The following is a 19,151-nucleotide window of genomic DNA, read 5'->3' on the forward strand; positions in this document are numbered from 1 at the left end:
TTAAAAAAGAACTGATCGACGATCAGTTCTTTTTCTGTTAAAAGGTTATTTAGGCTTTTACTGCATTTAGAATTTCGGTATCACCAGAAAGAATTTCAAAGGTTTGGTTCTTTCTTACATCATCTTCCAGTACGGCAACCAGAGTGCGGGCAACGTCTGCCCTGGAAATTTCGCCCATTTCTGAAAGTTTTTCTTTCAGTTTGATTTTTCCTGATGCATCATTGTTGGTTAGTGAACCTGGGCGTACAATGGTATAGTCGATACCGCTGCTTCTTAAATATTCATCAGCGTTTTGTTTTGCCTTTAAATACTCATGCAGATCTTCACTAATAGAAGGATCATCTGCGCCCATGGAACTCAACATTACAAATTTCGATGCTCCGGAACTCTTAGCTGCATCTGTGAGTTTTTTAGCTCCTTCCTGATCTACTCCAATCACGTTCTTCCCACCAGATCCAGCTGCAAATATCACTTTATGGGCATTCTGAGTGGTATGACCCAGATCCTTCTCCAGGTCACCCAGGATCGTTTTTACGTTCTGTGATTTAAATTCCTTTTGCTGTTCCTCTTTGCGAACCATGGCGATAGGCTCATATTCTGAAGAGTTTTTCAAAAGATCCACAATAATTTTTCCTGTAGTTCCGGTTGCTCCGGCAACTAATACATTTTTTTCTTTACTCATAACAATAATTTTAATTTTTGGTTCTCAGTGTTCTGTTTAATTATTTTCGAAAGTTTCAGCCAGGCTTACGATTACTTTTCCCTGGGCTCTGCCTGTAGCCAGATATTCGAAGGCATCCACAGCTTTATTGAAGGAATAAACCAGGTCAATAACTGGTCTAATGGTTCGGTCTTCTACCATCGTTTTGATTTCCTGAAGTTGAGCGGCGTTTGGCTGCATCCAGGTTAAAGTGTACTGAGCAGATTTTTCCTGAATAAGTTTGCTGAGCTTTTCTGGCATCTCATAGTTGGTCATACCCATTTGCTTAGCCGTTTTTTCATCTGGTGGTCCAACGATACTCGTAACTTTTCCACCATCTTTAATGATTTCGAAAGCATCAAATGTATATTGATCACCCAGTGTGTCGAAGACGATATCAAGGTTGTTCGCAACTTCCTTATAATCTTCGTTCTTGTAGTCTATCACTCTATCTGCACCTAATGCTTTTACCCATTCCACATTGGTGTCACTTGTGGTAGTATTAACAATGGCACCAATGGATTTGGCGTACTGGATGGCGAAACTTCCCACACCACCAGAACCTGCATGGATAAGAATGCGATCGTCTTTCTTGATGTCTGCTTTTTGCAGCGCCTGCATGGCGGTAAGTCCGGCAAGCGGTAGAGAGGAAGCTTTCTCGAAAGTCACGTTTTCAGGCTTATGTGCGATCACATTAGCATCTACGGCTACAAACTCAGCTACTGTTCCCATATAATCCTGGGGTACACGACCGTAGACCTCATCACCAACTTTAAAATTTTTCACCTTTTTCCCAATTTCGACAATTTCACCACTCATGTCATAGCCAATTCCGGTGGGAAGATCCAGCTTCAACATGTCTTTTAGATGACCCTGAACAAGCTTATAATCGATTGGGTTTAAGGCGGCAGCTTTTACCGCTACAAGAACATCATTGTCAGAAATTTCAGGTTTGCTGGTTTCAGCAAATTCAAGACCTTCCTTAATTTCTCCGTATTTCTTTATTTGTAATGCTTTCATAATTTTATTTTTTTGAATTTATGTTCATTTCCTTTTCATTATTCAAAATCTCTATCCAGGAGTCGAGTGTTTTCTTCAGCAATAGAACATCTGTAACCTCCACATCCTCATGAAGAAGCTTTCCCAGTAAATCTTCTGGGATGCTTTTGGCTTCCTCTTTAAATGAAAGGCCTTTGCTGGTCAAACTAACCATAACCGTTCTCTCATCTTCTGAAGAACGGGTACGTACCACCAGGTCATTCTTCTGCATACGCTGAATGAGAGGGGACAACGTATTGGTATTTAGTAACAATTTCTTACCAATCTCGTTTACAGTTTGAGCATCCTTCTCCCATAGTACAAGCAAGACGAGATATTGAGGATAGGTGAGACCCATCGTATCCAGGTATGGCTTATAGGCTCTGGTAATTAATCGCGATACTGAATACAGTGGAAAACAGATTTGATTTTCCAGTTTGAGATCTTCGTATTTTTCCATTACGCTTCTTTTTTAGAATTTCTCCAGGCGGTCCATGCGCCGGTAGACCATAATACCCATATAATAAGGACTGGCTGAAAAAACAATCTTATCAATCTTGCTCTATCTGAATCCAGAACACCAAAAGCATCTGTACCATTTACATACTGCGCAATATTTCCAGGGAAGATCAAAACAAAGAAAATAGCCAGGAACCATCCTATTTTTACACGCTGACTTTTCCAGAATAGTAAGGCAAGTCCCAGTATCATTTCAACGATCCCGGAGAGTATGACCACGAGATCTTTACTCATGGGGATCCAATCTGGAACCTGCGCCTGGAAGTCCACCCGGTTAAATGTTAAGTGACTGAATCCTGCATAGATCATAAAGACCGATAGTAATATTCGGAAGATATTCTGCAGTGTGGTAGTTTCTATATAATTCTTCATTGCATTTAATTTAGCACGATTATATCGTGCGCGATGCAAATTTAAGCTGAACGAAACGTTGTCGAGGTAGACTTACGAAAAGTTTAACTTCTCGCGAAAATATAGATGCCTGTTAGCAAATGTTAATGAACTCCGATCAGCTTCTTTTTACATCGTCCAGCAGCCAGTTGTTCACAGACCTGTTATCTTGTGAATGGATTACCACAATATTCCCGGTTGTTTCAAAAACCACTGCTTTTACATCTTCCAGTTCTATGATGTTTGATTCTCTTAATTTCGAGCGTAGATCGGTGACCGTAACCCTGGCTTTTTTAAGATTATCATGAAGGATATTATTTCCATCCATTAATAGCAGCGGAGAATTATCTATAGCTTCTCTGAAAAAATCCCATCTGCGCAAATAGGCTGCGACCAACTGAAATAGGTAAATAAAGAAGAGACCTATCATGCCTTCAGGAAGCGTTACAGAATCTGAAAGTACCGTGGTGGCCAGCATCGAACCTACCGCAACGGTCATTGCAAAGTCAAAACTGGACATTTTTGAAAAGCTTCTTTTTCCGAAGATCCTGGTATATATGATGATTGAAATATAAATTCCCAGACAGGAAATGACAATTGCTAAAGCAGAATTCAGAGTTAAATCAAACCATTTTTCCATAGAAAAGAATTTTAATAATCTTGAGTTCGTAACATGATTAAATAAAAAAGCCGCTGATAAGAATCAGCGGCTTGATCTTGGATGCCTTATACAGGTATGGACATTGCTTCTTTCTGCCTGCTCCAGTTTCTGTGAGCAGCAATTTGTTCAATAAATTTTTCAGGAGTTTTACCAACCAATACAGCGGCATCGTCCTTAAACTTTTTCAGGTAGGTGTTTTCAATTTTATCCATTACCTCCTTATCCAGCGCAATAGCCTTGCAATGCTTCAATGTTTCATTAATGAACTTAGCAGTTTTAGGAGCTTTGTTTAAAGCTTCCAGACTTTTCGCGCCTCCTGGAACATAGATAGCGTCAAACAGAACACTTTCTGTAGTTAATAAAGCTGCGTCTACCTTATGACTTTTGCCCTGATCACACTTTACCGTACCTCCGTGCGGAGCAAGTAACTGAACCATGGCACCCTTATCTTCCAGGGCTTTCTTCATCTTTCCAGCGGCTTCACCGTTAAATCCATCGCCTACAAGGAAACCGATCTGGCGGGTGGCGATACTATCAGATTTCAAATGCGTTAAACTCAGTGCTTCAGATTTATCGAGGTAATTCTTTTTCTTTGGTGGCTGGTGCTTTTCAACATCAGCATCTGCTCCAATTGCCTGGTTTACCGGACCATCAACTTTACCCGGGATTTCCATACCCAATCCTTCAGCAACTCTTGTCGCAAGATCCTCATCGATCTGGTTGATGATGTATAGCATACGCTCCTTGATATGATCATAAGTACATTTACCAATTTCGAAAGTATAAGCATCTGCAACATGATCCTTCTCCCAGTCGGTTAAACTTCTATAGAACATTGCCGGTTGTGAGTAATGATCATTAAAGCTTTCGCTTCTGGCTCTTACCTTTCTGGCATCGATACGTTCCTCGTAAGATGTAAACCCACCTTCAGCCATTTTTGCCAGGTGCGGGCAACCTCCTCCAATAGAATTAGGGAAATAAGCGGTTTTTCCTTTATTGATGGTCATTCTCATGTGCGCGTCACGCTGATTGTTATGCGTTTCGTTCACCGGGCGGTTGATTGGTAGCTCATGAAAGTTAGGACTGCCCAGTCTTGATAACTGTGTATCTGTATAAGAGAATAACCTGCCTTGTAGAAGTGGATCGTTAGAAAAGTCTATTCCGGGAACGATATGACCTGGGTGAAAAGCAACCTGTTCAGTTTCCGCAAAGAAGTTATCTGGGTTACGATTTAGGGTCATCTTACCAATACGTTGTACCGGCACCATTTCTTCAGGGATCAGTTTTGTTGGATCAAGGATGTCAAATTCGAACTTATGTTCATCTTCTTCAGGAATGATCTGGAGTCCAAGTTCCCATTCAGGAAAGTGTCCCGCATCGATCGCATCCCATAGATCTCTTCTATGGAAGTCGGTATCTGCTCCATGAATTTTAACCGCTTCGTCCCAGGTTACAGAATGTGTACCTAAAAGTGGCTTCCAGTGAAATTTGACGAAATGTGATTTTCCTTCAGCGTTAACCAATCTGAAGGTGTGAATACCGAACCCTTCCATCATTCGTAAACTTCTTGGAATGGCACGATCACTCATTACCCAGATATGGTTGTGCAGGGTTTCCGTAGTATGGGAGACGAAGTCGTAGAATGTATCGTGGGCAGATGCAGCCTGTGGAATCTCACGGTCCGGCTCAGGTTTTACGGCATGTATGAGATCAGGAAACTTCATGGAGTCCTGGATAAAAAATACCGGCATATTATTCCCTACCAGATCAAAAATTCCTTCTTCAGTATAAAATTTCACCGCGAATCCACGAACATCTCTTGCCAGGTCTGCCGAACCTTTAGAACCTGCAACGGTAGAGAATCTTACGAAAACAGGGGTTTTTCTGTTGGTATCAGTAAAAATTGGAGCTTTGGTATATGTTTCCATGCTCTCATAAAGCTCAAAATACCCATGAGCACCGCTACCTCTTGCATGTACGATCCTTTCCGGAATTCTTTCGTGGTCAAAATGGGTAATCTTCTCTCTTAATATAAAATCCTCCAGTAAGGTGGCACCTCTTTCTCCGGCCTTCAGGGAATTATTGGTATCGTTCACTTTGACTCCCTGGTTGGTGGTCATAGTTTTACCCTCAGCATTTTTAGTGTTTTTACTGAGGTCCTGGGACTTTTTATCCTTCTCTTTCTCGCTCATCTTTATTAATTTATTAATATGGTTGAATTAAAATTAACAACAAAAAAAGAGACGAGTGTGCGATATTGACATCGCTACATGCGTTTATGGAGTTTTTCACATAGTTATAACAACGTGAAGGTAATTTTTGGAAATGCTTAACAGAGTATGGCGTTCAACGTGACATCATGATAAAAATGCTCTTTCTAAAACCAGTGCAGGTCTAAACTGAAATACTTAATTGGGTTTTGACAGAGAGAAATTAAAGGTGGTTCCCTGATTAAGAACACTTTTTACTGAAATTTCACCGTTCATGGTATCTACAAGTTTCTGGACAGTGCTAAGGCCAATCCCATGGCCGCGCTCTCCCGGAGTTCCATCTACTTCTATAACCGTAAAAAGGTCAAAGATCTGGTCTAGTTTTTCTTCAGGAATGCCAATGCCATTATCTGTCACAGAAAAATAGTAGAAGTTATTTTCTTCGCTGCAATCTATCTCGATCACAATCTCTTCAGCGGTGTTGTATTTAAGGCTATTGCTTATAAGATTCATCATGATTTGGCCTAATCCGGCTCTGTTCCCACGAATTTTTAAGTTTTCCTCCGGAAGCCTAATGTCGCAATTAGCATCTATATGCAGCAGGTCAATGGTATCTTCCAATAGATCATTCAGAAAAAATTCTTTGACTTCTGAAGCTTTTGTGCCAACTTCAGAATAGTATTCCAGCAACCCGGTGATATACTCACTCAGCTTAAGTCCTGAATTTTTAATATAATCCAGATATTCTTTCCCTTTTTCATCCAGAACACTGGCATATTTCGCCTTAACAATATCTGAGGTGATAATCATGTTGGCCAGGGGCATTTTAAGATCATGGCTTACATTCCCTGCAAATTCCCGCAGAATTTTATTATTCTCGAGCTGTCGGCTCTGAACTTTCTTAAGCCTGCTATTCTGCAGGTGGTAATCATATAAAATCTCTACCTGCTTACCCAGGGCGATCAGGGATCTCTTTTGATGTATATTAAGTTTTTTCGGGGTTTTATTGATAACACAAAGTGTTCCCAGCGGCAAACCTTTGTTGTCTAGAATAGGAACCCCGGCATAGGATCTAAAATGCGTTTCTTCATTCAGCACAAGCGGATTGTCTGCAAAGCGGCTATCTTCCAAGGCGTTGTCCACCTCAAAAACCTTGTTGGGTTCCAGGATGGCATGTCCGCAAAAGGATACATCGCGGCCGGTTTGATCTGCACCAAGACCTTTTTTGGATTTGAACCACTGTATCTCCTTATCCAGAATGGTAAGCAGTGCTACCGAAGTACCACAGATTTCACTGGCCAGTGTCGTAATGTTATCATATGATTCCTGCGGAAGGGAGTCAAGAAGTCCTAGTTGTCTAACACTTCGTAATCTCAGATCTTCGTTTTCTGGTATTTCAGGCTCTTTCATATAATGTAAATATATCGTTGATGGCGGTAATTGCTGGTTTTAAGGTTTTCAAAAGTACATTTCCTAAATGCTTCGCGCAAATATGACTATTTCTTTGGTTTGCCAATTAAGCAATTTAATAATCTCTAGATGAACAGATTCCCTTTTTATTTTAATCTGAAAGCTATAAGCATACAGATTGGTTGATGAGCTTTGAGATTCTCTATATCTTTAATTTTTCAAAAATATAGACAGCTCTATGCAGATCACCAATGCTTACCAGAATAACCTTAAGAACCTTAGCCTTGAGATCCCTGAAAATAAATTGATAGTTCTTACGGGACTTTCAGGTTCTGGCAAGTCATCCCTGGCCATGGGGGTTATTGGAAACGAAGGTTACCGGTATTTCCTGGAAAGTTTACCTGCATATAATCAGCAGAACGCAAATCTCATTCCCACTGCGGAAGTCGATGATATCAAAGATCTTCCTCCGGTAATAAAAGTAGAGCAGTCTAAACGGTTTCAGTCCATTAATACCACTTTTGGAACTCTTTCTGAAATTACCTCCATTTTTAGAATACTTTTCGCCCGTTACTCTGCGAATAAACCCATGAGTAAATCGCTGTTCTCATTCAATCATCCTAAAGGAGCCTGCCAGACCTGCCGCGGAATTGGGGAAGCGGAATACATCGACATCGAAAAACTGGTAGGTGATGAAAATAAGACTTTAAGAGAGGGAGCGATTACCACAACTTTGCCCGGTGGTTATATAGTGTATTCACAGATCACTGTCGAAGAACTGGATAAGGTATGCCATGCTCATGGTTTCAGCGTTGATATACCCTGGAAAGAACTTAGCGATGAGCAGAAGGATGTCGTACTGAATGGGAGCGATCGACTAAAGGTTTTCTACGGAAAACACACGCTGGAATCGAGGTTACGCTGGGAAGGTTTTAAGGCAAAACCAAGAGAAGAAGGCTATTATAAGGGAATGTTACCCATTATGCAGGATATTTTAAAAAGAGACCGGAACAAGAATATTCTGAGGTTCGCCAGTTCCAGTCTTTGTCCCGCCTGTCATGGCGCCAGGATCAAACCAGATCATCTCAAATTTAAATGGCAGGACAGGAATTTTGCCGAATGGATGGATCTGCCGCTGGCTGAATTAAATAAAATTTTACAAGACCTGAATCTAAAGGCTGGCGAACAGGATCTTGTCCATAAGATCAAGGTGCAACTTGGAGATCTGGTACAGCTGGGAATGGGTAATTACTGTCTAAGCACCCCAAGTTCCAAGATATCCTCTGGAGATGCCCAACGTGTAAAACTTATCAAGCAGGTAAACAGCAACCTGCAGGGCATACTTTATATTTTTGATGAACCATCCATTGGACTGGCAGAAAATTTTCAGAAACACCTACGTCATATATTGCAAAGATTGATCGCCAGGGGAAATACGGTCATGGTCGTGGAGCATGATCTTGCATTTATTCGTTCTGCCGATTGGATCATAGAATTGGGGCCTGGCGCTGGTATTCATGGTGGTGAAATTCTCTTTAACGGTCCAATGGAAGAATTTCTGAATTCTGAATCCCTTTCCACTCCCACGCTGGAGGAAATAAAAGCTTCAGAAAAGGATGCTATAGAAATAGTAAAAAAGCCTACCGCTGCATTAAATATAAACGCAGGCGAACTAACGGTCATCTCCCGTATGAATGAGACGATCGAAAAACAGCTTCAGGAAATTTCCGAAGAAAAGGATTTGAAATTGATCACTGTGAGTGACCAGCCTATTGGCAAAACTCCGCGTTCGAATCCAGCTACCTATACCGGCCTGGCCGATAAGATTCGGGATCTGCTGGCAAAATCCCAGGACGCAAAAACCCGGAAGCTGGCGAAAGGATCCTTTTCATTTAATAATAAAGCTGGCAGATGTGAGGAATGTGAGGGAGCCGGGGTGATCACACTTTCCATGAACGTGATGGGAACGATAAACCAGGTTTGTCCGGTTTGTAAGGGTAAGCGCTTTAAGAAACAAGTGCTGGAGGTTAGATGGAATGGGAAGAATATCGCAGATATTTACGATCTCAGCATTCGGGAGGCCATCGAATTTTTCGAAGCAGAAAGCAAAATACTCACTATTTTAAGGCTGATGCAGGACCTCGGACTGGATTATTTGAAATTAGGACAACCTTCGAATACTTTATCTGGAGGTGAAGCCCAGCGCATCAAACTGACCAAGCATTTTGCCAAACCTTCTAAAGACAATATTTTAATACTTGAAGAGCCCAGTATTGGACTGCACCAGCGTAATGTGGGACAATTAATCACTGCTTTGCATAAGCTAAAAGAGCAAACGGCAGGTATCGTTTGTATTGAAAATCATGAGCTTTTTAAACAACATGCAGACGCATTTTTCAATAATTCAGAAGATATTCTTGAAACATCTATTCCGGCTCCAGAATTCCAGCGAACAGACGAGATAAGGATTCTTGGAGCTCGTACACACTACTTAAAGAATCTTGACCTTGTTTTGCAGAAGAGTGCATTGATCACGGTAACAGGAATCTCGGGATCTGGAAAATCTTCATTGCTTATAGACACTCTGCATGCGTATGGAATGCAGGAAATGACAAGGCAATTTTCAGCCTATCAACAGTCCAGGGTTGGAGTGAATTTTCAAATGGAAGTCGAACAAATCGATGGATTAACGCCTAGTATTTGTGTGACCCGAAAAGTTCCTAACTTCACGAACAGGTCTGATCTTGCCAAGCAAACAGGAATTGATAAGCTGTTACGATTTGCATTTTCCCGTAAGGCAGAATTTGAGGGAGAAGAACTTTCTGCCAGTCATTTTTCCAATAATCATGAACTGGGAAAATGCCAGATTTGTGAGGGCCTGGGCGAGGAACTGCTTCCAGACATTACGAAACTGGCGCCCGATACCAGCTTGAGTGTTTCAGAAGGAGTTTTCGAGCATAACAAAGCGCTGTCTTACTATGGGCAGAGAGACAGCCAGTATATGGCCATTCTGGAAGAAGTAGGTAAGGAATATGGCTTTGACCTCAGTACTGCGTTCGAAGAATTTTCCGAAGAACAGAAGATGATCATCTTTGAAGGAACCGGAGAGAAGGTGTGGGCAGCCCACTGGAAGTTCAAAACCAAAACCAGGGAAGGAATCCAGCAGATCAGGATGAAATGGGAGGGACTGAATAATTACCTGAAACAGGAATATTACAAGACCAGGAAAAATAAATTTATCGAGAATCTAACCGCGCTTTTCTCAACAGAAATTTGTAGTAATTGCCTTGGAAGCGGATTGAAACCAGAGCGATTGAATTTCAGTATCGGTGGTCTCTCTATTCAGGAGATAAAAAATCTGGATTTCTGCGGAATCGATGACTGGATGCAAAAAGCAGATAATTATGAGCAAATTGATCGGGATTTAATTGAAAAAATCGGCCCATTCTTAGTAAATACGATCCACCGGGCCAGGCAGTTGCATATAGATCACCTTCAATTAAACCGAAGATCTCAAAGTTTATCTGGTGGAGAAAACCAGCGAGTAGCTTTGATCACACAGTTAAACAGTCCGTTGAAGGGCATCACCTACCTACTGGACGAGCCTTCCGCAGGTCTTTCAGAACATAACATTCCAGATCTTATTGCGATTCTAAAGGAACTGGTCGCCAAAGGAAATACTGTTATTGTCATCGAACATCATAAAAAGATCATCAAAGCGGCGACTGAGCTTATTGAGATTGGTCCATTGGCTGGTAAAAATGGCGGACAAATAACTTTCCAGGGAACTCCTGCAGATTTTTTAAAGCAGGAAAGCACCCATGCATACTTCAAAAAACAGGAGGAGGCTTTTGAATTTACTTCTGAAGAAAAGGATTACATCAAGATTAGGCATTTATCTCGTTATACTTTACAACGTGATGTTCTGGAAATCCCGGTAGGAGGGATCACGGCCTTAAGCGGAAAGAGTGGAATAGGCAAAACCACTCTGGTGAAGGATATCATTATACCCTCGATCCGACATCGAAAACCATTTTTTTGTAAGGATATTTCATTCCCTGAGAATTATACGAATGCCCATTATTTCGAGGCGAAAAAGTTAAGAGCACATGCCGCCACTTTGCTCGTTTCTTACCTGGATACGCTGAAGGAGCTTGGGAAAATCTTCGCAGAGGATTCAAAACTGAAACCAAAGGATTTTTCTTATAAAACGAAAACGAGTCAGTGTTCTGATTGTAATGGAAAAGGTTATCAGGAAACGAGTCTTGATGTTACCGCCAATGCCGTGGAAACCTGTGTCACCTGCAAGGGACAGCGCTACACGCAGGAAATCCTGCATCATACAAAGCATCAAATGAATATCGCCGAGGTGCTTGCCTTAGATTTGCATGGCTTTAAAACATGGCTCGAGGACCATAAGAAACTTGAAAAATTATGGCTGGTTCTAGAAAGACTTCAGAAAATAGGGCTGGGACATTTAAGACTGGATCAACCCATACAAAGTTTGTCTTCTGGTGAAAAGCAGCGGTTATTGTTGCTGAACTGGCTGTTACAGGGAAGCGAGGATATGTTGTTTATTCTTGATGAACCCAGTACCGGCTTGCATTATGCAGATATCGACCTGTTATTCGGGATTCTGAAAGATCTTAGTATCAAAAATGATATTTTAGTCATAGACCATAATCAATATCTTCTGGAGAAGATAGGAGTTGGAGTAGAGCTGAAGTAAGGTCACTAGAAAATAAAAACCCGGTATGTAATCCTGATACATACCGGGTCTGTTTATAATTGAGTTGATGGTTTTATTTGATATCTTCAACAAATAGGGAAAAGACTTTTTTATGCATTTCAAGGTCAAGTTTGGGTGAAACCGAGACCCGCGCGATATAATCCTTGTCATCTTCCTTGGTAGTTCCCTGGGTTGAGGTTGCCGGAATGGTCCAGTAACAACCTTTTAACTGACCGTAACTTACACAATATTTACTTTCTTCAGGAATGCTGGTGATCATCATATTGATAAGTTTTTGGTTCAGGTCCCTTTTGTAGGACTCGCGATCTGCAGCGGTCTCTCCTTTTGTAGGAAGATCAAGAGAAAAAACAGAAGGTGTAAAACCTGCCTTGGCTAACTCTTCTGAAACAAAATTGATCTTTGCTTCGGGAAGTTCAGCTTTAATAAAATTCACGAATTCACGGGTATTTTTATAGGCGTCTGCAATTCTTTGATTCATGGACGGTAATTGTTCTGCCAGGATTTCTACCTGCAGGGAAGTTGCTTCGTTATCGCAGATTTTTAGATGCCTGTTGATCTTTTCCATTAATGCAGCCGCTTTTTGATTGGCAACGGCATAACCGGCAGTACATTTTCCACCACTCGGAAATTTGGATCCGCTTACATAAGATATGACTCTGATTCCAGATAAAATACCATCCTCCCCACAAAACTGTACATTCGGGCAGAAAGTCTGGTCCAGAATGAACACCGGATCAACCGCAGCATTTCCATTGGCATTGGTACGACTTTTAGCCAGTACTTCCTGTAATTTTTCAAGGTCAGGAACTTCCACGCGGGGGTTTGTTGGAATTTCAGCAATGATAAGTGGTACGGCATTTTCATGCGCGGCCTGATCCAGTACCTTGTCGGTACTCTGCACCATGTCATTATCGCCATCTACGGGAAGGTCCATGATCTCAACATTATCCAGGCAGGCGGCGACACGGCGAGCCTGATCGTTCGTGCCCCCATAGCAATTTGGCGGAACGATGATTCGAATATCTTTTCCAGGATGTCTGGTCATTGCATCATCAATAAGCCCCATCATAATCGCGTACTGCATGGAAAGACCGCAAGAGCCTACCAGGACCTTTGAACCGGTCGCGGTGATCTTTTGAACTTCATCAACTACTTTCTTAAGATTGTCATCCTTAAAATTTTTATTCTCTTCGGAAGAAGGCTTCACCAGCTGTTGCAATAGCGTATGGGTATCTGCCGGCGTCATCGATATGGTTTCCCTTCTTCGTACATGCTGAATTTCAGAAATATAAGAAGCGTTCTTCTCACCATTTACGACTATTACACTTCCCAAATCCTGCTGAAGGCTCAGTAAAAAGTCAATGTTCTTTTCTATTTTTAAATTCTTCAGATTAGCACTGGAAGTAATATAAATGCTACTTCCTTCGAAATCAGGGATACTATCACCCTCCTCGACCTTCAGCAATTCAAATTCAAAATTATAAACGCTTCGGAAGAGATCAAAATCGAATGCTTCCGGAAGGTTTTCAGAAAATATGATTCGAGTTTTACTTTTTTCGAATAGGTTTTTCCGTAGTACAGCCAGCAGGGGAGTGGTTCTGGAAGAAAAGGCAATAATATGATCAGCTCTTAGATCATTTAATTTGCCCACATACCATTCCAGAATGGAAGATAGTGGATGTCCCAGTCTTATATAATCATAAGCAGTAGGTAGTTCTGCTAATTTTTCGGCGCTATGGTCATTCTTTGCAACCAGCGTCTCGAATTTATCAAGGAATTCTGTTTTCGCCTGCTCTTCGTTATAAATATCCAGCCGGTGTGTGGTTAATTTTACCCAGTCCTGCGGAATATTTGGGAGCATGTTTTCTATATATTCGGTCACTTTAGACTTATCCATTTTCTGTAATTTTTGAAAGTCGGAATATAGTTTAATTGACCTGTTTTAAGAAAAAATACGATCGTAATTCTCTATTTGCTTATCGATATACGCTAATTGATTCAACATATAAGTTGATCCAATCTTTAAGAAGCTTTAAGTAAAAAAGGAGGATGCTTGTAGACTTGGGAAGTGAAAATTTAGATAAGCGGCAACTGTAATAAAATTATAATTTATGACCCTACTCATAAAATATAATTAGATGTTAGATCTCGTATAGCAGCTACCGCCATCTAATTTTTGGTAAACTTATAACTTAAGATTAGTAAAGAATCATTGAATTAGTAAACGTAGCTGTTTTTTGAGTGAACGTTACAAATCCAGTTTCAGGCTTACTTCTGTACCCAGGCCAGGTTCAGATTTTACGCTCAATGCTTCTTCAATATCATAGCCTAAAAGCGCCAGTCTTTCTTTTACCAGACTTAAGCCTTTGGAATTATGCAGTGAATTATTTCCAGTGGCTGAAAATCCCGAACCATTATCAATGATCCTGCAACATAAAGATTGTTCAGTCAGTTTTGTAAAAGTTATTTGCAGGGTTGGATTGATGCTTTCCACGGTGAAGGCGTGAACGAAGACATTTTCTACGAATGTTTGCAGGATCATGGTAGGAACTTCTGTGTCATAGGTGTCGATAGCCGGATCCACTTTAAAATTTACGCTAACCGCATGGTTCATTCTGGTATTTTCCACCCGAATGTAGGATTCCAGATATTCGATCTCCTCTACCAGCAGAATCGTTGGTTTGGTACAATGATCCAGGTTAAGCCTTATGAGTTTCGCAAAATCTCCCAGGAAAATTGTGGCATTGTCAATATCACTATCCATAATATAATTTTGAATGGAGTTCATGGCGTTGAAGATAAAATGCGGATTCATTTGAGCGAGTAAGGCTTCCATTTTAGTTTCTTCAACTCTTCGCTGAATTGCCCGTTTTTGTTTTTCAAAACGTTTGTTCTTAGCGAGTTCATACGTATAGATGGCATAAACAATCACCAGTAACGCCAGGAAAATACTGGTAAGAAACCACCAGGTTTTCCAGAATGGCGGCTTAATCCTGAAGTTGAGAAGGTCTTGCGTATAAGTATGCCCCGTGCTGGAATCAAGTACACGAACCTGCACCTGGTAGTGTTTTGCAGGCAGGTATGGCAAAAGAATTTCAGAATTTGAGCTGGCCGTACTCCATTCTTCGTTCTCATTCAGCCTGTATTGATATTTTAATTTTTTAGGGTATGGATGAGCGTTCGTAGAGAAATTGATGAGTACGGTATTTTCATCAAAATCGAGATCAAGTTCCTTTATGTTCGCTTCTGAAAGGTCGATGTGCATGTTGTTAATGAGCAGCTGTTCCAGATTGATCTTAGAGACCCTATTGGAAGAAGCCAGGATATCATCCATGTTCAGTTTGAAAATCCCATCTTCACTACCAATCTGTAGTTCATTTTTTTCGATACTACTCGCGAAAAACGGCTGCTTTAAACCTTGTTCTTCATCCAGAAATATAAAGCGATCATCATTGACCAGGGTAAGCCCACGTTCTGTACCAATGATCAAAGTATTGCCGTAAGTATTGAGGAAAGAGATGGTATTTCCCTGGATGCTGGCCCGGGGAATTTTTCTTAAAACCTCGAAAGAACCAGGCTCATCCCTAACGATAAAAACATCGCCGAATTCACTGGAAATCGCCAGGTCATCCCGGTATGCAACGATATGCCGGAGATTTTCTTCTTCCCAGATACCGGCCATAAGAAAGGACTGGAAATCTCCCTTTTCATACAGATACAGACCAGAGAAAACTGAAGTAAAATAGGTTTTATCGCGTATTCGAAGACTACTCACTACCATGGTTGGAGTATTCTGCCGGCGTTGTGGAAAGTGTTTGTAGGATAAACTATCCAGGTTATCGTACACTCTTACGCCACCATAAGGGTTGGTTTCAATTAATTTTCCATTAGCAGTAAAATTGATCTCTTCTGTGTGCAAAGGCGAGTAGCTATGAAATTTTCCTTCAGCAGTAATGACGAATAAGCCAATATTGGAATTGATCCAGTAGTGATCATTCATTAATTTAATGTCATAGAACCTGATGCTGCTTGCCGTTGTGTTATGGTCCAGTTCATAAAAATCATCTTTATGTTCTGGTAGCGGCCTTGTATTGGTCTTGAGAAAATTTTGCTGCCAATGCTTGAAATCTGATAATTGAATAAAAAACTGGTTGTTTGCAGTTTTGATTTGAACGCCCTGATCAAGTAGATATGCTGTTTTTCCAGCTATCTCCGCAAAACCCTTGATATTTCGGTCAGGCTGTTCTTCAAATTTCACCAGTGGTTTAAGCTGAATTTCGTAGACCCCTGAAGTCAAGCTACCTATATACAACCTTTCAAAGGCATCGTCGTAGACTAGAGAATACATATCATTTCCCTGTATTCCGAAGGAATTTGTAAGGTCCGAAAAATTATCGCTTAGTTCGAAAATCCCACCATTACTGTCATATATTCCCCAACCAGCTGCGTAGATGATCGAATCATTTGTTTTTACATAGTCCCATAGAATCGAACTGCCATGTTGTTCCAAAGCCTTATTGCCTGGTTTTGTATATTCTGAAATTTCAGTTTTTGTAAAATAATTTTTATTGCTGCTGTAAACGGTATCACCATCAACAAAAGCAGCGTAGATGAACTGTCGGTCGTCTACCAGTTCCAGTTTTAGCGATTCTTCCGAAGAAACTTTAAAGAGTCCGTTTCTGTATGTGGGAACATAGAGTTCATTATCAAATTCAAAAAATCCGGAAACTCTTAGCAAACTGTCAGCTCCCTGATCTTTCCAGGACTGTATCTCAAATGTATCCAAGTGGATCCTGGAGACCCCATCACTTGTTCCCACGTAAACAAAATTTTCATATGGAAAAAGATGCACGATCTCATCATGTACGAGTCCATCCAGAGTGGAAATAACCTGGAAATGATCTCCATCAAATATGGTAATCCCACCTCCATAGCTTCCCAGCCAGATCCTGTGATACTTATCTTCGGTGATCGCCCAACAGCTGTTGAGCGCTAAACCATCTTCTTCAAAATAGCTTTGAAAGTTATTGTTCTGTTTGCTTACGACTCCATTCTCGGTTCCTATCCAGAGTTTATTACTACTATCCAGAAATAGTGCCCGGACAGCATTGTTAGGCAATTCATTGGCTGCTGAAAAGTTTCGGGAGGGAAAGTTTTGTGCGCAGAGCAATTGCACACAAAAGAACAGGCATAAAAAGATTCTACTGGTTTTGTAAAATAGCATTGATGAATTCCTCTTCTTTTCGGTGAGAAACGGGCAGCTTCTCTCCGTTCGTTAACTCAACCTCTTTATTTGCTTTGTGATATCGCACTACAAAATTAAGGTTGATCACATAACTTTTATGTATTCTCAGAAATGCTGAAGGGAGGATTTCTTCTACAAACTTAAGGGTTTTTGTGGCAGTTTTTACACTTCCATCAATACCTTTAATACTGCAATAATTACTTTCTGCCTTGCAGTAAAGGATCTGGTTGGAATGAATAAGCTCAAATCCTTCCTGGGTTGGAAAAGCGAGTTTCGCGACATTCTGGTCGTTTACATTCAGATTTTCGAGCAGCAACGTGAGCTTATCTTTCGTGGATAATCTCCTTTTGCGTTCCTCAAAACGTTTGATGGCGTCGCCAAGATCTATATGATTAATTGGTTTCAAGATATAATCCAGGGCGCTTTGCCTTATGGCCTGGACTGCAAACCGGTTATGTGCGGTAGTGAAAATGACCTCAAAATTGATACGGTCAAACTGCTTGAATAGTTCAAAACCACTTTTTTCAGGCATTTGTATATCCAGAAACACCAGTTCAGGTTCGTAGTTGTTGATCGCGATCACTCCGGAGTCTACAGAATGACATTTTGCGACAATATTGAATTTGCTGGGAAAATATCTTAAGAGGGTTTTCTCAAGTACATTCTGAGCACTAAGCTCATCGTCGATAATGACTACTTTGATCATGCCATAAACTTACATATTTGCAGAGATATGACCATATTCTAAAAGCTGATAAATATTTAAATTCTTATACAGCTCATAAATAGCAAAGGCCACTAAGTATGATAGTGACCTTTTGCGTTAAAAAACAAAATTATTTACAAAGGCTGGTTCCATTAGAAAGCTCCAATAAAATGGCTCCCCTGGGTATTCACCAGTTCAGCACCTTTGGTAACTTCTCCAGTCTCGGTATCTACAATATAGATGTTTCCATTTTCTCCAACAGGCGCCTGAGTAAGATAAATTTCAGTACCATCTACTGCAAATCCCTGGTATTGGAAGAGGTAGAAGTTAGGGTCGTATGGAATTGCATCGATCTTCTGCGCTGTTCTTGAATTCAGGTCTATTAATGCAAAGTATCCCTGAGCTCCGGCAACACCTTCAGCTGAACCGGCATGTCGATATGCCAGCACGGCTTTACCATTGGAGGCTGGTCTCCAGGCCAGGATATATGCATCTTCTACGCCCAGAGCTTCATCAAGATTAAATATATAAGAGTCATCATACTCGTTATCTGAATCAATTTTTAAGATATGCGAACCTTGAGGATCATTCTGGTTTGCCTGGTAGACACTTCCGTTATACTCAAAAGCGTTAATACTACGATAGCCATTGGTATTTCCCAGTCCTACGCCAGAGATGATAACTTCCGGGTTCAACAGTGAAGGATAATCAAGAACAATAGATCTGGAGGCTAGAATTTCACCGTTGTTATCATTCTCTCCAGTTTCTGGATCTACCTTACTAAGTCTCGCACCAATATAAATTTTATCACCCGCTGCATTCAAAGCAGGCATATCGATTCTTGAGATATAATATCCTGCGGCTTCTTCTTCCACAGAAAGTGGAACACTGTGTTCCTGAAATTCCTTAATTGCTGAATTTTGCAAATCAAGGGTTACAATTCCCATTGTTGCTTCAGTACGAACATAAAAGTCATCTGATGAATCTTCTGGAGTACCATTATCACTAAATTCATTTTCGGTATTTACATAAACTGCAGCACCAGTCTGGTCTCCATCGAAAAGTTTGATCCATCTGGGCGCAGATCCTACGTAAGGTGCTATACTGATCTCAGAACCTGTTTGTTCAAAATTCTGACCACCTAGCACATTATACTTAGTATAATTTCCTCCAGTATCACCGGCATAGCTAATATTGAAAATAGTACTTCCGTCTTCTGAAGCCTGCAAACGAGCAGTTCGGTTGGAAGGCACGATGAATCCATTCTCAAAGGGTTCTATTGAGAATTCCGGATTCCTCGCATCTTCGCTGGAAACAGAATAGATCAGAGTTCCTCCATTTCCATCACCAGGCTCTTCGCCCATTTTTGCTGCAGCAACTGTGATCCAGCGGCTTTCTGTACCTGGTTCAGGAATTACATCATCAGAACTATCGTCGCTACTACAGGAGGACAAAAGTAAGAAGATGGCGACTGCACTAAAAAGTGACTTAAATTGAAAATAATTGCGATTCATATGAAAGT

The 19,151-nt window shown here is 40.9% G+C and carries 12 protein-coding genes; 1 reads left to right on the forward strand and 11 read right to left on the reverse strand.

The annotated features are described in order from the left end of the window. Positions 1-49 precede the first annotated feature (49 nt). From G529_RS0112240 to G529_RS0112270, 7 genes are all read right to left on the reverse strand, one after another. Positions 50-682 carry an SDR family oxidoreductase gene (locus G529_RS0112240; protein WP_026915808.1) on the reverse strand — a complete coding sequence of 211 codons (633 nt, stop codon included), beginning with the start codon at positions 680-682 and terminating at the stop codon, positions 50-52. Between the two features lie 36 nt (positions 683-718). Next, positions 719-1,720 (reverse strand): NADP-dependent oxidoreductase, encoded by a 1,002-nt coding sequence (locus G529_RS0112245; RefSeq protein WP_026915809.1) that lies wholly within the window; start codon positions 1,718-1,720, stop codon positions 719-721. A 4-nt stretch (positions 1,721-1,724) separates the two neighbouring features. Then, the gene (locus G529_RS0112250; RefSeq protein ID WP_026915810.1) at positions 1,725-2,198 is read right to left on the reverse strand and encodes a MarR family winged helix-turn-helix transcriptional regulator; all 474 of its coding nucleotides are present in this window, start codon (positions 2,196-2,198) and stop codon (positions 1,725-1,727) included. Further along, positions 2,198-2,629, reverse strand: a complete 432-nt coding sequence (locus G529_RS0112255; RefSeq protein ID WP_026915811.1) for a DoxX family protein — start codon at positions 2,627-2,629, stop codon at positions 2,198-2,200. Before G529_RS0112255 ends, G529_RS0112250 begins: the two co-directional genes overlap by 1 nt. Before the next feature lie 136 nt (positions 2,630-2,765). Then, entirely contained in the window at positions 2,766-3,287 is a 522-nt protein-coding gene (locus tag G529_RS0112260; RefSeq protein WP_026915812.1) for a DUF421 domain-containing protein, read from the reverse strand. 86 nt (positions 3,288-3,373) lie between these two features. After that, positions 3,374-5,500 carry a catalase gene (locus G529_RS0112265; RefSeq protein WP_026915813.1) on the reverse strand — a complete coding sequence of 709 codons (2,127 nt, stop codon included), beginning with the start codon at positions 5,498-5,500 and terminating at the stop codon, positions 3,374-3,376. A 216-nt stretch (positions 5,501-5,716) separates the two neighbouring features. After that, positions 5,717-6,928: a sensor histidine kinase gene (locus tag G529_RS0112270; RefSeq protein WP_026915814.1), complete on the reverse strand. Its 1,212-nt coding sequence runs from the start codon at positions 6,926-6,928 to the stop codon at positions 5,717-5,719. Between the two features lie 238 nt (positions 6,929-7,166). Here G529_RS0112270 and G529_RS0112275 point away from each other — a divergent pair, with 238 nt between their 5' ends. Beyond that, positions 7,167-11,657, forward strand: coding sequence for an AAA family ATPase (locus G529_RS0112275; RefSeq protein WP_026915815.1), 4,491 nt, complete (start codon positions 7,167-7,169; stop codon positions 11,655-11,657). Between the two features lie 73 nt (positions 11,658-11,730). Here the strand turns inward: G529_RS0112275 and G529_RS0112280 are convergent, their stop codons facing one another. The 4 genes from G529_RS0112280 to G529_RS0112295 form a co-directional block, all read right to left on the reverse strand. Continuing rightward, a complete protein-coding gene (locus tag G529_RS0112280; RefSeq protein WP_026915816.1) occupies positions 11,731-13,575 on the reverse strand; it encodes a PLP-dependent aminotransferase family protein in 1,845 nt (614 codons plus the stop codon). Positions 13,576-13,926: 351 nt separating this feature from the next. Beyond that, positions 13,927-16,902: a histidine kinase gene (locus G529_RS0112285; protein WP_084509779.1), complete on the reverse strand. Its 2,976-nt coding sequence runs from the start codon at positions 16,900-16,902 to the stop codon at positions 13,927-13,929. Next, complete coding sequence (locus G529_RS0112290; RefSeq protein WP_026915818.1) at positions 16,880-17,629, reverse strand: LytR/AlgR family response regulator transcription factor; 750 nt, start codon at positions 17,627-17,629, stop codon at positions 16,880-16,882. Before G529_RS0112290 ends, G529_RS0112285 begins: the two co-directional genes overlap by 23 nt. A gap of 152 nt (positions 17,630-17,781) precedes the next feature. Further along, a complete protein-coding gene (locus G529_RS0112295; protein WP_026915819.1) occupies positions 17,782-19,143 on the reverse strand; it encodes a hypothetical protein in 1,362 nt (453 codons plus the stop codon). Positions 19,144-19,151: the final 8 nt, after the last annotated feature.

It is taken from the genome of Christiangramia portivictoriae DSM 23547, assembly GCF_000423045.1.
Lineage (GTDB): Bacteria > Bacteroidota > Bacteroidia > Flavobacteriales > Flavobacteriaceae > Christiangramia > Christiangramia portivictoriae.

What these genes read in the sequence shown, in the direction of transcription:
- G529_RS0112240 (WP_026915808.1), bottom strand. Translation starts at nt 682, where the DNA reads ATGAGTAAAGAAAAAAATGTATTAGTTGCCGGAGCAACCGGAACTACA.
- G529_RS0112245 (WP_026915809.1), bottom strand. Translation starts at nt 1,720, where the DNA reads ATGAAAGCATTACAAATAAAGAAATACGGAGAAATTAAGGAAGGTCTT.
- G529_RS0112250 (WP_026915810.1), bottom strand. Translation starts at nt 2,198, where the DNA reads ATGGAAAAATACGAAGATCTCAAACTGGAAAATCAAATCTGTTTTCCA.
- G529_RS0112255 (WP_026915811.1), bottom strand. Translation starts at nt 2,629, where the DNA reads ATGAAGAATTATATAGAAACTACCACACTGCAGAATATCTTCCGAATA.
- G529_RS0112260 (WP_026915812.1), bottom strand. Translation starts at nt 3,287, where the DNA reads ATGGAAAAATGGTTTGATTTAACTCTGAATTCTGCTTTAGCAATTGTC.
- G529_RS0112265 (WP_026915813.1), bottom strand. Translation starts at nt 5,500, where the DNA reads ATGAGCGAGAAAGAGAAGGATAAAAAGTCCCAGGACCTCAGTAAAAAC.
- G529_RS0112270 (WP_026915814.1), bottom strand. Translation starts at nt 6,928, where the DNA reads ATGAAAGAGCCTGAAATACCAGAAAACGAAGATCTGAGATTACGAAGT.
- G529_RS0112275 (WP_026915815.1), top strand. Translation starts at nt 7,167, where the DNA reads ATGCAGATCACCAATGCTTACCAGAATAACCTTAAGAACCTTAGCCTT.
- G529_RS0112280 (WP_026915816.1), bottom strand. Translation starts at nt 13,575, where the DNA reads ATGGATAAGTCTAAAGTGACCGAATATATAGAAAACATGCTCCCAAAT.
- G529_RS0112285 (WP_084509779.1), bottom strand. Translation starts at nt 16,902, where the DNA reads ATGCTATTTTACAAAACCAGTAGAATCTTTTTATGCCTGTTCTTTTGT.
- G529_RS0112290 (WP_026915818.1), bottom strand. Translation starts at nt 17,629, where the DNA reads ATGATCAAAGTAGTCATTATCGACGATGAGCTTAGTGCTCAGAATGTA.
- G529_RS0112295 (WP_026915819.1), bottom strand. Translation starts at nt 19,143, where the DNA reads ATGAATCGCAATTATTTTCAATTTAAGTCACTTTTTAGTGCAGTCGCC.